Annotated in this window: 9 protein-coding genes; all 9 read right to left on the bottom strand. The window is 54.8% G+C overall.

What is annotated here, in order from left to right; genetic code table 11:
- Nucleotides 1-109 precede the first annotated feature (109 nt).
- Nucleotides 110-487: a LytTR family transcriptional regulator DNA-binding domain-containing protein gene (locus AC0YNU_RS22490; RefSeq protein WP_475760821.1), complete on the bottom strand. Its 378-nt coding sequence runs from the start codon at nucleotides 485-487 to the stop codon at nucleotides 110-112.
- 129 nt (nucleotides 488-616) lie between these two features.
- Nucleotides 617-3,367: a fibronectin type III domain-containing protein gene (locus AC0YNU_RS22485; protein ID WP_475760819.1), complete on the bottom strand. Its 2,751-nt coding sequence runs from the start codon at nucleotides 3,365-3,367 to the stop codon at nucleotides 617-619.
- A 129-nt stretch (nucleotides 3,368-3,496) separates the two neighbouring features.
- Nucleotides 3,497-5,275: a glycoside hydrolase family 2 protein gene (locus tag AC0YNU_RS22480; protein ID WP_475760817.1), complete on the bottom strand. Its 1,779-nt coding sequence runs from the start codon at nucleotides 5,273-5,275 to the stop codon at nucleotides 3,497-3,499.
- A gap of 34 nt (nucleotides 5,276-5,309) precedes the next feature.
- Complete coding sequence (locus AC0YNU_RS22475) at nucleotides 5,310-7,007, bottom strand: beta-galactosidase (protein ID WP_475760814.1); 1,698 nt, start codon at nucleotides 7,005-7,007, stop codon at nucleotides 5,310-5,312.
- Between the two features lie 37 nt (nucleotides 7,008-7,044).
- Complete coding sequence (locus tag AC0YNU_RS22470; protein ID WP_475760812.1) at nucleotides 7,045-7,929, bottom strand: carbohydrate ABC transporter permease; 885 nt, start codon at nucleotides 7,927-7,929, stop codon at nucleotides 7,045-7,047.
- A 20-nt stretch (nucleotides 7,930-7,949) separates the two neighbouring features.
- Nucleotides 7,950-8,846, bottom strand: coding sequence for an ABC transporter permease (locus tag AC0YNU_RS22465; protein WP_475760810.1), 897 nt, complete (start codon nucleotides 8,844-8,846; stop codon nucleotides 7,950-7,952).
- Nucleotides 8,847-8,909: 63 nt separating this feature from the next.
- Complete coding sequence (locus AC0YNU_RS22460; protein WP_475760808.1) at nucleotides 8,910-10,655, bottom strand: extracellular solute-binding protein; 1,746 nt, start codon at nucleotides 10,653-10,655, stop codon at nucleotides 8,910-8,912.
- A gap of 129 nt (nucleotides 10,656-10,784) precedes the next feature.
- Nucleotides 10,785-12,551, bottom strand: coding sequence for a sensor histidine kinase (locus AC0YNU_RS22455; protein WP_475760806.1), 1,767 nt, complete (start codon nucleotides 12,549-12,551; stop codon nucleotides 10,785-10,787).
- 2 nt (nucleotides 12,552-12,553) lie between these two features.
- Entirely contained in the window at nucleotides 12,554-14,194 is a 1,641-nt protein-coding gene (locus AC0YNU_RS22450; protein WP_475760804.1) for a response regulator transcription factor, read from the bottom strand.
- Nucleotides 14,195-14,396 lie beyond the last annotated feature (202 nt).

Raw genomic sequence — 14,396 nt, 5'->3', positions numbered from 1 at the left:
AGGACAAGTAAATTAAGGAATTTGCAAATCTATGGTTTGCGGCACGAATTTTACCGTTTTGAACAAGCGGATATCCCTGCCTTGATGCGCTCTCCTATCCTATGCGGAATCAAGCAGCGGAATACACCGAACTCTGGCAGATGCTTTCGCGCATCGTCATATGTTTCACTTTATCCACGTTCGCGCCCGAAACCGTGGCGTAGAGCCCTTCGCCTCCCCCGTCCTCAGGCAGGTCGAAATACACTTTGCGCCGCACGGGATCATAGCCTTTGACGGCATCCAAATTAACGACGGCATTGCGGTCAAGCCGATCGAAGCCAAAGGCGGCAAAATGTCGTACGAGCTGTTCCATCGTATGCGGAAACCGGTACGCCGCTCCGTTCGCGGCGGTGAACGACGGACCCTCAGCCGTTGGCGCAATCAGGCAAATCTCTTCGATGTTCACCCATACGGACTCTCCGTCCTCATTCAAGAGAAAAAGCTGCATCTTCAACACTCCTTCAACGTTATACGAACTTATGTTCCCATTATATCATATTGCTCGTTCATGCTCACCAGCAGCAAAAAGCCGCGACAGCTATCTGCCGCGGCTTTCTCGTTCCAAGGGACGACGAGGTTAGGAAATATGATTGACGAGCACGAAGAGCGGACGTTCGCTTACGTTTACCGTCACTTTATTGGAAGCGATCGAAAGACTCGAAGCAACGCCGTCGGTGTCTCCGTTCGCCATCGTGACCTGCGAAGACGCGTTGGCCGTTCCATCCAGACTTAATTGATAACCGCTCACGGTCGTGTTGTTGGCCGTCGGGCTCCAGACGACGTAAGCGCCGTTATTGCCCGTAGCGCTTTTGAATTTAAAGATTTTCACATTGCTGTTTCCGGACGTTTGCTCGCCCACGTAGCGCATGCCCGTCAGCTGGTTCTTCAACGTATAGACGTAATACCAGGAGATTTTAGGCGTCTGTCCCGTGGCCTGGCTGGTGACAAGCCCGCTGCTCGCGTATTGCGTCGCATCGCTCGCATCAACGTCTCTCAGCATATACATGGCCGCTTTATCGACGCCCGCCGCTGCCGCCGCCAGATAGGAACGCACCAGCCAGTTCGCCTGCGTCTCGTACTCGGAAGTCGCTCCGATGCTCGGCGCATGAACGGGAGAGCCTTGATTCGTATCATAGCCGAATTCCGAGATCCATACTTCCTTGCCCTGCATGTAACGGTTGCGGTAGTCCGTCAGTTCGGTCAGCCTGCCCTGCAGGTTATCCGCTTCCGGGCTGATGCCCGCGCTGCCGTTCGAGGAATAATGGTGAATATTGAGGGCATCGAACGGCACGCTGCCGCCGCGTTTGAAATCCGCCCAGAACTTGATCGCTTTGATCGTATCCAGCGTAGGGTTCGCCAATCCGCCCATTGCCATTTTGGCATTCGGGTCCGCATTCTTGATTCCTACGGTCGTGCCCATCGTGCCTTGATGGCCGTCATAGTCGGCACTCGCCATTGCGGCGTATTCGTAGGCGTTAAAATACGGCGCCCGTCCGGACCACCATCCATCCTGCTCGTTCCAATCCTCGTAATATTTCACCGTGTTCAGCCCTGTGCTGCGAGGCTGACCCGAAGCCAGCTTCAGCTTGTTGTCCGCGACGGCCGTGCTGCCGTATCGGGCTGCCAGCTGATACATATGGTCGGCATGCTCGACATAGGAAGACGGCAGCAGCGGGTCTCTTCCCGAGCCGTTCTTGATCGGCTTGTCGCATTGGCCGAGCGTAAGCCAGCTGGCGCTGCAGGTAAGCACCGGAGATGCCGTAATGCCGGCCGCCTTCAAGCCGCCGTAATAACTGTCGAAATTCCAGCCGCCTCCGCCGCCCCAGCTCGGAGCGAATTTATTCTGGTTGTTCGGATAGCCCGGATAACCCGTGGCGATCGTACCGAATGGCCATAGATCGCCTTCATCCCACTGCCAATTGTGATATTCCCGCACAAATCCCGCTACCTTCATCTTATCGAGCGGATCATCGATGAACGCATTAATGCCGATTAATTGATCCATCGTCGGCAGCGTCTGGGCGACCGGCGAAGGAGGCGCGGCCGGCGTGCCTAGCGCCGTGCCGTACGCGACGATTTCCGGCAGCGACGCGCCTGGATCGACGATGATCTGAATGTACCGCGTCGTCACCGAAAGCGCATGCGCGTTCCACCCATTATACGTCGTCATCGGGTCGGTGAATTGCAGATTCCAGCTGAACGGCGTCCCGGTGGACACTTTGACGTTGCCCGTGCCGGTCGAGTCATAGATGTAGAAATTGGAGAGCGCATAATTCGTGCCGAGATCGATGACCGCGCTGCCGGGCTGGTACAGCGAGTTGAAGCCGAGGTCCCAGCCATGCGTCGGAGAACCGCCGCTGCCGTTCTTGGGATCGCCGGCAATCGTTTGTTCGTCGGTAAGCGCCGACGGATCTCCGTAGCCGGATTCATTCAAGTACATGGAAGGCGTGATGGCGATTTTGCCGGAAGTCCCGGTCGCCGCCGTCGTCGCTGCGCTCGCCACGTTGGACAGCGCCGATACGTTCGGCACCTCGTCGGACGTTTTCAAAGCAAAATAGTAGGTGGTGCTTGGCGAAAGCCCGCTCACGGTGAACGATCGGCTCGTTCCAGCCGCGGCAGCAGCCGGTTCGCCGGTTGCTTGCGTCGCGCTTGCCCAGTTCGCCGATGTAATCGCCGACGTGCCGTAACGCACGTCATAGCTTGCCGGCGTTCCCGTCGAACCGTCATCGCCCGCTCCCGTCCATGTCAGCTGCACGGACGAAGAAGTGGCCGATCCCGCCGACAAATTCGTCGTTGCTCCGGGGGCCGTCGTATCGCTGCCGACGGCCGGCGTTCCGTAAAGCACAATCTCATCCACATCGCCGCCGCTGACCAGATTGACGCGCACGTACCTCGTCGTCACCGATACCGGATGCGCGTTCCACGTCATGTATCCGACAAGGGGATCCGTGAACAATGCCGTCCAGCTGCCCGGGCCGCCGGCCGACACGTTAAAGTTGCCCGTACTATAGCTGTCGTACAAATAGACGCTGGATAAATTGTAATTCTGTCCAAGATCAATGTACGCGTACAGCGGATAATTCGAAGGCGACCATCCGCCGAACCAGGGCGTGGTCGGGCTGCCGCCGCTCCCGTTGGCCGGGTCGCCGGCCGCGGACTGCTCGTCGACGAGCAGCGCCGGATTACCGTTAGCGCTTTCATTAACGACCATCGAAGCGCTAACCGTAATTTTCGTTTCCGCTGCATAAGCCTTTTGACTAGGTGCGAGGATGACCAAGCAGGCAACAATTAGGCAAACAGACAGAAACGACGATAAAGCCTTCATCATCAAATCTCCTCCTCATATGTTCGAGTTTGATTCAATGCCTATTATACGCCCCCCTAAAGTAGACAATTATGTCCTTTATTGGATTTCCCTTATCCTTTGATGCCTTCTTTCCAGCTGCTTTGCCGTCACTCAGTCAGGAAGCTCGCCGCCGAACAACCTCGCCATCGCATCATACGACTCTTTGGTTTGACGGTCGATCGTCACCAAGCCGAACGGCCCGTACGGAGCGCCCCATTTCAAGCCCCCGTCCGAGTCGTAGAAATCGCGTCGATGATAATAATCCGCCCAACTCCAGACGATACCGCCCTGAATGCCCGAATTGACGATCGCCTGCCAGACGCTCTCCAAATAAGCGGCCTGGTACGTTTCCGAGAATCGTTCGTTCCCTTTCAGACCCCGAATGCCATGCGTTCCGAATTCGGACATCACGATCGCCTTGCCAGGGTAGTCGACTGCCGTCTGACGCAAATGCTCTTCCGTAGGAATTCGCACCACTTCGTCGAATTCGTCGATCTCATAAGCCAGCTTGCGATGGAAGAACACCCCGTAATACAAGTTCACGCAGACCAGATCGGCTTCGTCGAAAGCAAGATGGCCGCCCCAGCCCGTTGTCGCGAAGGTCACGAGCCGAGTCGTATCCAGCTCCCTCGTCCTGCGGATCAGTCTGCGCATCGCGGCGATGCCGACTTCGGTATTCGTGCCGGACTCGTTGCACATGCTCCACGCGATCACGCAAGGATGATTGCCGTCCCGCCTGATCATTTCCTCGAGCGCGGCCTCGGCTTTGTCGACGACTTCGGGAATATAAGGCCTGTTATCCCACTCGGACAGCCACCAATTCAGCGGAACCTCGGAGATATGCAGCAGTCCGAGCTCGTCCATGATGTCCAGATGAACCGGATGCTGCGGGTAATGCACGCGAATCAAGTTCGCGCCCATTTGCTTGATCCGAATCAGATCCTCGCGGATGAGATCGTGGGGGACGCTCGGCCCATAGCCCGCATATTCGTCATAGCGATTCACCCCTTTGATCAACAGCGGCTTGCCGTTCAGCAGAATCGTTTTCCCTTCCGCGACGATCGTACGGATACCGAAACGTTCCTTGTGCCGATCCTTGACTTGCCCGTGCTCTTCCAGGGTCAGTTGAAGCTCGTAGAGATAGGGAGCATCCAGCTCCCACAGCTGCGGCCGGTCAATCTCGAAGGCGAAGGGAAGAAATGTGACCGCGCCTGAATCAGCCGCAGAACACTGAATCGCAAGCTGTTGTTCAAGCAGTTGATCGTACTGTTCATCAGCCCCATAACACTGAATTCTGAGCTCGCCTGAGAACGGTTGTCCGGCCGTGTTCGCGATTTCCATATGTCCGGTCACGATCGCTTGCCCCGTCGAAGAGACGGCCGTTCGAATCCGGCTGCCCGCAAGATACGTCCGCGAGGTCGTCTCCACGACAACCGGCTGAAGAAGGCCGCCGTATTGCACCCATTCCACGACTCTTCCGCCGGGCAGCCATTCCTCGCGATGGCGATTATCCACTTTAATCACGAGCTCGTTCTCGCCGTCTGCGGCAAGATACGGAGACGCGTTGAATTCAAACGGCAAATACGGCCCGATATGTTCGCCTAAATACAGCCCGTTCAACCACACGCGCGCATGTCCGCTGACGCTCCCGAACTTCACCCGCCGCAATTTATTACTATCCGCAGCATCCGTCGTAAAGCGCGCCGCATACCAACCGGTGCCTTCATAACCCCGGAAGGCTTCGTGATACAAATCCCATGGCTTCGGCGCTTCAACCGCCATCCAGCCCGACTTGTCATAGTCCGGTCTGTACCACGCCAATTGTTCGCCTCTGTCATTCTGATCGATCTGAAATCCCCACTGTTTCAATTCCATTGATCCGCGCTGCACAAGATCCCCTCCGCTTCGAAATAGAAAAACGCGGCTATGCCTTAAGCACAGCCGCCATCGTTTCCAGCCATTCTTCATGAGATGCATCTCTCGGTACGACCCAGGTTCCGCCTGCTCCGTATTCATGCGCAATGAGTATATCCTCACGAGCATCGATGGCGTCCACGATAAAATTGTTCGGCTGCCATGCCAACAGCTCGCGGAATAATCGCGGCACCTCGGCGAGATATACATTATGAAGATTTTTGCGGAAGAGATCCGCCGTCACGACGAGCTTGCCTCCTGCTTGCACATAAGCAATTAGCCGCTCCTCCAGCGCTGCGTCATAAATCGCGTGCAGCGGAATGACAACGATTTCGTGCTCCCCGATTCGATCCGCCGAATACAGCACATCGATCAGTCCGGCCTGCGCTTCGTACATGCTGCGATACACCGTTTTGACGACGTAGTCGGGATAGTGAAGCCGATCGCCGACGGATAATTGATAGCACCATGAGCTGTCGAAATGATAATACAGCGCTAGCTTAGCCGCAGCATGGCCGGTATCTCCCGAGACAGAAGGAGTCGTAGAAGGAATAGAAGGAACAGAAGGAACAGAAGGAATAGAAGCTCCTGCAGCCCTGGTATCGTGCCGATTCGGAACTTGCCGCTTCGTATATTGCTGTACCACACCGTAATTGCGAGCAGGCTCGCCCGTAATCGTTACCAGCTCGCCTCGGCCCTTGGCCTGTTCCTGGCCCCAAGGGAACGGCTTCATTTTGAACAAGAAGAATCGGCTGCAGCCTCGCTGACTCACGAGCTCCAGCTTCCGATCCAATTCCGGCGAACTGGCGCCGAACTCCATAATCCAGAACGGCCGCGCAAGCGCGCCGCGCGTGGCATCGCAGTAGAAGGCAATTTCATAAGCATCGCCGCTGTAAATATCGACGCCGGCAACGTCCAGCTCCGCGAACAGCTCCGCCCAATTCACGTTGTCGCCCCAGCTGAACATGAACGCATTGGTCGTAATCGGGCGATCGCCGGTATGCATCCGCAGGATACGAGTTTGCGCGCGAGCGAAATCCACGATTCCCTTGGAAGAGAAGCGCGCGAATTCGAGCTCCAGGCTCGGATGATGCCACATCATGAGATCCGACTGAATCGGCGCCGGCAGCGGAATCTGATCGAAGCGATCATAACGCTGGGACCAAAACATCGTCCCCCAGCTCGTATTCAATGCCTCGATCGTTCCATGCCGGTGTTCCAAATAACGATGGAACGCTTGTTTCGCGCAAGGACCGAAGTCGTATTTGACTTCCCCGCCATACTCGTTATCGAGCTGCCAAGCCAGCACATTGGGGTGTGACCCGTACCGTTCCGCCATTTTCTCCACGATGCGGTAGGAATACTCCAAGTAACGCGGAGAATGGTACGAACGATGCTGGCGGGCGCCGAAGGTCACGGCCTGCCCGTTCTTATGAACCGGCAGCACCTCCGGATACCGCTCCGTCAGCCAGATCGGCGGGCAAGCCGTCGGCGTGCAGAGCACGACCCCGATTCCGTATTCGGCCGCGAGCGCGATGGAATCGTCCAGCCATTTCCAATCATACTGTCCCTCGGAAGGCTCCATCGCCGACCAAGCAAACTCCGCGATGCGGATCATCGTAATCCCCGCATCCGCCAGCAGCCGATAATCGACGGCCCATTGCCGCGGCTCGCAATGCTCCGGATAATAAGCGATTCCTACGTTCATCGTCCCATCTCCTTAATTGAAGGAATGAATGCTAACGTTATTCTTTGACGCTTCCCATGACGATGCCGCCCATGAAGTAACGCTGAATAAAAGGATAGACGAGCAGGATCGGCAGCGTGCCCAGGAAAATTTGCGCGGCCTTCACCGTGCGGTCCGACACTTCGGCGAGCAGCGTCAGATTCGCCACGGACAGCCGCGTGAAATCTTTGTTGACGATAACCGTCTGCATGTAGCTTTGCAGCGGGTATTTCTGAGGGGAATTCATATAGATCAATCCGGAAAACCATTCATTCCAATGGAACACGACCGTGAACAGCGTCACCGTGGCGAGTACCGGCAGCGACACCGGCACCACGATCCGCATCAAGGTTTTCCAATGGTTCGCGCCATCCATGAAGGAAGCTTCCAGCAGTTCCTTCGGCAGGCCGCGGAAGAAGTTGAGGATCAGCACGACGTTGAACACGTTGACCGCGCTTGGAATGACGAGCCCCCAGATCGAATCGAGCAGGCCGGTCTTCATGACGATCATATAGGTCGGTATAAGACCGCCGCCGAACAGCATCGTGAGCACGAACAGCCACACGTAAACCGTCCGAAAACGGAAATCTTTCGTTTCCTTGGACAAGGAATAGGCGGCCAGCACGCCCAAGAGCATATTGATCGGAACGCCGAGCAATAGACGCTGCAGCGTGACCCCTAGCGACTTCAGAAACGCCGGTTGGCTAATAACGAAGGAGTAGGACTTCATGTTGAAGCCTACCGGCCAAAGTCCGACCTGTCCGGCCGTAGCCGCGCTGCTGGAGCTGAACGAAACGGCGAGAATATGAACGATCGGGAAAAAGCAAAGCACCGAAACGAGCACGAGAACCGCATAATTGCCGATTTCGAACAGCCGGCGGCTTGAACTTTTATAACGAACCATGCTGTACCCCTCCCAGGCGGCTAGAATATGCGGTAATTGGCGAAGCGGTAGGCCAAGACATAGGAACCTGCCATGAATATGAGCGAAACGACTGACTTTAACAGACCGACGGCGGTTGCGACGCTATATTGATAATCGATCAGGCCAAGGCGATACACGAGCGTATCGAGAATGTCGCCGGATTGGTAGACGACCGGGCTGTACAGGTTGAACACCTGGTCGAATCCCGCGTTGAGCACGTTCCCCAGGCTGAGCGTAGCCATCAAAATGATAACGGGCAGCAAGCCCGGAAGCGTGATATGCCACGTTTGGCGCATACGGTTCGCTCCATCCATCACCGAGGCCTCGTACAAGGCAGGGTTGATCGACGTTAGCGCGGCGAGATATACGATCGTGCTGAAACCGAATTCCTTCCAAATGTCCGTCGAGACCAGAATGAACGGGAACCAGTGATTGTTGGAGACGAAGAAGATCGGCTTGCCGCCGAACCAAGAGATCAATTGATTGACAAGCCCCGTGGATGGCGATAACAGATCGACGACGATGCCGCCAAGAATAACCCAAGACAGGAAGTGAGGAAGATAGACAAGCGTTTGAACGGACCGTTTGAAGGCATGGATGCGAACCTCGTTGAGCAGCAGCGCCACGGCGATCGGCACGATCAGGCCGGCAATGATTTTCATCGCGGAAATATAGACGGTATTGCCGACGACCTGCCAGATGTTCGGCAAGTGCAGCAAATAGTCGAAATTATCCCAGCCTACCCATTTGGACTTGAAGAACCCCATGGCCGGCACGTATTTCTGGAACGCAATGACGATGCCAAGCATCGGCCCGTAGCTGTAAATAAGCACGATGACCAGCGCTGGCCAAACCATGAGATGGAGCGGCAGCTCTTTCTTCATCAACTTCAACATGGCGTTTCGGACTCCTTCCCTTCATTGAAAATAAAAAGGGGAGGGAGTCCCTCCCCTTGAAGACTATTTGCTTTTGGCGGCATACCATTCGTTGACTTCTTCCGTGATTTTGTCGCCGCCGAGCTGCTTCCAGTTCTCGACGAACTTATCGAAATCATCCGCGGGCGCCGCGCCCATGATGATCTTCGTGAAGGCTTCGATTTCCTGCTGTTTCAGGAACGCGCCTTTCTCGATCATCGTAGGCGTCGGCGATCCATAGAACTCGTTGGACAGGATAAGATTGTTGGCGTTGTAGTTCTTCAGTACTTCGTAAGCGCCGTTCTCGCCGAAGATCGGATTCAAGTACCAGCCGGTCAGATTCGTTCCTGCCGTCGCTTCCTTCATTTGCGTGTAGTAGCCAAGGAATTCGTCGTTCAGCTTGGACGTATCGCCGGTTTTCAGCGCTTCCGTCACGAGCTCGTGCGCATTCACGTTCGTATCCATCGTGAACGTTTGAATCGTTGCCGAACCGAACACTTGAATTTTCTTGCCGTTCTCCGTGATGGTATGGAATTTATCGGACTCCGCATGCTCGCCGTAAATTTTATCGTAGTAGTAGTTCAGCATTTTCACGACGGCTTCTTTATGGTCGTAGCCCTTCTTGACGACGTAATACATGCTTGGCACCGGCGTTTCAACGTATGATTTGGCCGGCTGATCATCCGCGGATACCAATGGATACGGCATCCATTCTGACTTGTTATCCGCCTTCTTCAAGTCGTTAAGCGGCCAAGAGGCGTTCCAGAACTGACCGAACATCAGACCGACTTTGCCTGAAGTTACCGTCTCTGCGACCTTGTTGCCGTCCTTGACCGGGAATTCCGGATCGATCAAGCCTTGCTTGAACATTTGGTTCAAGGCGATCAAGCCATTCTTGACTTGCGGCTGAATTCCGCTGTACACCAGCTTGCCGGTCGCTTCGTCCTTCTGCCACATGCTAACATTCACATTGAACGGATAAGCATGATACGCGCTGAAGAATCCTTGCACGCCGGCGAAGCCGTCATAAATATTTTTGTCCAGCGCCATGCCGAACGTATCTTTCTTGCCGTTGCCGTCCGGATCGTCGTTCGTGAACGCGGTGGCGATTTTCAAAACATCGTCCATCGTCTTCGGCGGGGACAGCTTCAGCTTGTCCAACCAATCCGTCCGCACCCAGATCATCGGCGCGCCGTCGGTGCCGCCGCCTTGCGTCGTATCCGGAAGCGCCATCAGTTTGCCTTTGTACGATGCAGCATCCAAGATAATGCCGCCATTGTAATTCATGATGTTCTTCACGCCCTCGGAGGCGTATTGATCGTACACGTCCGTCAAATCCTCGACTTGACCGGATTCGATCAACATCTGCATCTCGCGCGCCGTCACGTGCATGACATCCGGCAAGTTGCCGGAAGCGATCGTCACGCTCATCTTCTGGTCGCGTACCTCTGGCGTGTTCGCCGCTACCCACAGGTTTTTGACGTTGATGCCGAGGTCGCTCGCATACGCTCTCGACCATATGTTGTTATCGATGCTGTCGCCTGCCGGATATTCCGGCTTCTCGCCTTCGAATGCCACCGTCGTCAGTTCGATCGGCGGATCATACTTGGCCATCGGATCTGCCGGCGGAGCATCGGCATTCGCCGCTGCCGCATTATTTCCCGCTGCCGGCGTCTGTTCGGCCGCATTTCCTTGATTGTTGTTCTTGTCTGAGCAAGCAGATGTAATCACCATCATGCCAACCAGGGCAGTCAGAAGCACTGATCCTGTTTTCTTTGTTCTAGTCAACACGTTTTCCCCCTGTCGAATGAATTGCTCTTGCACATCTCTTATTATGGGGAACAGGGCCGCCAAGAAATAGATTCACAATTGCACATTCGTTGACTTCTGATGACTTCTTGTCTTTTCGTGTCGAACCGGCTAGCCGGCGCTGCGGCTAATATGGACCGTGACCTGAAGTCCGCCAAGCTCGCTGCGCCTCAGTTCGATCCCGCTTCCGTTCCCGTAAAACAACTGGATGCGCCGATGGACGTTGATCAGTCCGGTCGTCTCCAGCGCATCGCCCCGATAACGCAGCTTGTCCCGCAGCTCTTCGATTACCTCGTCCGACAGCTCTTGGCCGTTATCCTCCACGATGATCTGGTGGAAGAGCTCCGTCGACTTCAACGTGACGTTGATCTTGCCTGCGCTCAACATATTTTCGAGGCCGTGATTATACGCGTTTTCGAGAATCGGCTGAAGGAACAATTGCGGCACTTTCAGTTCGGCCATTTCAGCCGGAAGCTCGGTGAACGAAACCGCAATCCGTTCCGAGAATCGGATCCCCTGAATATCCGTATAGGCTCTGGAATGCTGAAGCTCCATCTCGATGGACACCGATTCGGCGCCGGTACGGGTAATGTACTGAAAATAGTTGCCCAAATACTCGCAGAACAATATGACCTTGTCGATATCATGAATCTTGGCAAGCCGGTACAGCGTGAAATACGTATTGTACAGAAAATGGGGATTTATCTGCGACTGCAGCTGCTTCAACTCCGAGCTTTGCGAGCGGATCCGCTGTTCGTACACCTGATGAATCAACACGTTCAGCTGGTCTACCATGGAGTTGAACTGGGTGTACAGATAAGAGAACTCATCGGCTCTGCGGGTGACCGGCATTTTCTCCAGCACGCCGTTCTCGACCTTGCGAAGCGAACGTACGAGCTGGCTCATCGGGCGATGGATCTGACGATAGATCCAAGCGGAGAAGAAGAGAATGACGAATACCGAGAGAATCGAGATGATCCAGAACCAGTTTCCGTACACGGACAGCTGGCCAAGCACCTCTTCTTCCGGAACGTAGACGGCCAGCGTTATGTCCGAACCCGGGACATACTGGTGGACAACGATGTAATCGGTCTTGTTATATCGGTAAGGGTATACCCCCGAAAGCGTCTGATCGCTATGCTTCGCGCGCAAGGAAGCTTGAATCGCATCAACCAGCCGATCGTCCTGCTCGTTCGTCACGGACCAGCGCTGTTCGTCGTTCCATAATACATAGCCGCTATTGCCGTATTTCGTAAATTGCGCCAGCTCCTGCTTCAGCGTATCCACGCCGACCTCGATGCTCAGCGCATACGAGGGGTCTAAGTCATAGAGGGCAAGCGAAGGATACGGCAGCACGATTAACAATCTTCCCTGCCACTCCACGAGCTTGGACGGGCTGCTTCTTGCCGCTTTCATGACCATGTCGTATTCCTCGGCGGGCAAGGTCGATACTTTGCCGAGCGTCGAGATATCGCGGTCAAGGATCGGGATGTATGCGCTCACATTTCGGATCAGCGTGCTGGAGTCTTGTATCATCCCCAGCTTCTCCTCGATATACAGCATGCGCTGCGACATCTCATAAGGCTTGATGAGCGTGCCTCCGAAGCTGATGCTCATCAAATCCTTGTCCGAAATAAACTCCTGCTGATGCTTGCTCATCGAAGCCAGCTCGCCCGTGAACGTCTCCATGAAATTTTGAACGCCGAACTCCAGCTGCTTGGACAGCTCGCCCTTGACGCTCTTCATCCCCTTCTGGTTCATGACGAGACTCATCGTGCAGACCGGAACGATGACAAGCAAAAAGACAAATACGATTTTCGTATAAATGGACAGCTTCAACCGCCGCTCCTGTTTCAATGGCGCCCCTCCGTTCAACATGCTTATCGCTCCCGGTATTCGATTGGCGTCATTTTCGCGACCCGTTTGAAGAATCGCGTGAAATACGCAGGCGATTCAAAGCCGATTTCCTGCGCGATTTCGTTCACTTTCAAATTCGTCCCCCGCAGCAGCTCCTTCGCCTTCTCCATGCGGACATGGATGACGTAGTCCGTAAGCGTAATGCCGGACAGCTTCTTGTACAGGCGGGACAAATAGTACGGGTTCAAATATACGATCTCCGCCATCCGGGTCAGCGATAAATCCTCGGCAATATGCGCATGGACGTAGGTTTCGATCGTCTGGATGACATCCCGGTACGGCGAGAATTCGGATTGGTTGCGCAGCAGGAAATAATGCTCGGCGATCTGCAGGAAGTAATCCGCCACGCCCTTCCAGTTCGCAAACGATTTCAATTCCACGCATTTGCCAAGATCGATCCGGCGTCCGATGGCATGCGTCAATCCCGAACGGTTCATGCAGGTCATGAACATGGAGGACAAGGCCAGCAATATCTCCTGTACCGTGAATGTATGGCGGTCGTTCCAATCCGGAAGCTGGTCCAGGAACGCAGCCATATGCTGCCGGAACGCTTCTTCGGATCCGCTCTCGAGATAAGACTCCAGTTTTTTGAGATCCGGTCCGAAATACTGGCTTCTGCTTGGGCCGTCCTCGTCGTCTTCTTGTTCGGCGGACGATGAAGACGCGCCGAATTCGCGCAGCATCATCTCCCTGCCCATCCCGATCCCATAGCTGATCTGCCATTTCATGCGGTAATAGGCTTCGGGGAGCTTGTTCCAATCTGTCTCCTTCGAACCGATCAGGAACGAGACGCCCAGCTTCAACAGTTGATCCGACTGCTTCTGCGTCATCTCCAAGCTCCCGTATACGAAACGTTCCATGCTTTCGTTGTCCGCGGGATCGCGGGATTGCATCAGCCACACCCACTGATCGCTTTCGTATTTGACCTGCACGACATGCAGCCGCGCGCGCAAATATTCCTCCGCGATATTGTTGATCGCGAAGAGCAGCAATTCCTTGTCCGCCAGCGACATTCCCGCATGCCAATGATCGACCTTGCCCGTGACGAGCAGCACCGGCTGTCCCTGCCGCAGCGGGATTTGCATTTCCGCCAGTTGCTCGTCCCGGATCTCCCCCGCAGACCGCGCGCCTTCCAGCCATTCCGTCAAGAACGCTTTGCGCAGCATGGGCAGCGCGAGACTCATGCTGTCCTTCGCCTTCACGATCAATTCGTTGAACTGCCACTCTTCCTTCAGCGCCAGGCACGCCTTCTCCACGGCTTGCACGATCTTGGCATCGCCCTCGGTCTTGAGGACATATTCGATGCTGCCCGAACGAACGGCTTCCTGGATATATTTGAACTCGTTGTATCCTGTCAGCATAATCACCTTGCAATGCGCCCATATCGATTTGGCCTGTCTCAGCACTTCAAGCCCGGATATGCCGGGCATATGAATATCCGTGAGCAGGATATCGATCTGCGTCGTATGGAGCCGCTTGATCGCCTCATCGCCGGAATAGGCACGATATAATTCCAATTCCATGGCTTCGGCATACTCGCTGAACATTTCATAAAGCCCGTCCACGATGATCGCCTCATCGTCGGTAATCAACAACCGGTACATCCTCTCATCCTCCCAATACGGTTCACGCCATTAAATATTCCTTATCTTAAACCAGTTGCATCGCAATAGCCAGCACAACAAAAAAACGCCGCATGCGAATAATCGCATGCGGCGTTCAAGGTTTGACGGGTTAATTGTAGTGGAAATGACCGGAGGTCGTTATGGAGTCGGAGAAGTGTAAACGTTCGCCTTTGTAGTCTGA

It is taken from the genome of Paenibacillus sp. J31P316 (assembly GCF_056269105.1).
This window is presented reverse-complemented; position numbering and strand designations above follow the sequence as displayed.

Bases quoted from the DNA above. Each gene is read 5' to 3' on its own strand.
- AC0YNU_RS22490 (WP_475760821.1), bottom strand. From the start codon at position 487: ATGCAGCTTTTTCTCTTGAATGAGGACGGAGAGTCCGTATGGGTGAAC.
- AC0YNU_RS22475 (WP_475760814.1), bottom strand. From the start codon at position 7,007: ATGAACGTAGGAATCGCTTATTATCCGGAGCATTGCGAGCCGCGGCAA.
- AC0YNU_RS22465 (WP_475760810.1), bottom strand. From the start codon at position 8,846: ATGTTGAAGTTGATGAAGAAAGAGCTGCCGCTCCATCTCATGGTTTGG.
- AC0YNU_RS22470 (WP_475760812.1), bottom strand. From the start codon at position 7,929: ATGGTTCGTTATAAAAGTTCAAGCCGCCGGCTGTTCGAAATCGGCAAT.
- AC0YNU_RS22485 (WP_475760819.1), bottom strand. From the start codon at position 3,367: ATGATGAAGGCTTTATCGTCGTTTCTGTCTGTTTGCCTAATTGTTGCC.
- AC0YNU_RS22450 (WP_475760804.1), bottom strand. From the start codon at position 14,194: ATGTACCGGTTGTTGATTACCGACGATGAGGCGATCATCGTGGACGGG.
- AC0YNU_RS22455 (WP_475760806.1), bottom strand. From the start codon at position 12,551: ATGTTGAACGGAGGGGCGCCATTGAAACAGGAGCGGCGGTTGAAGCTG.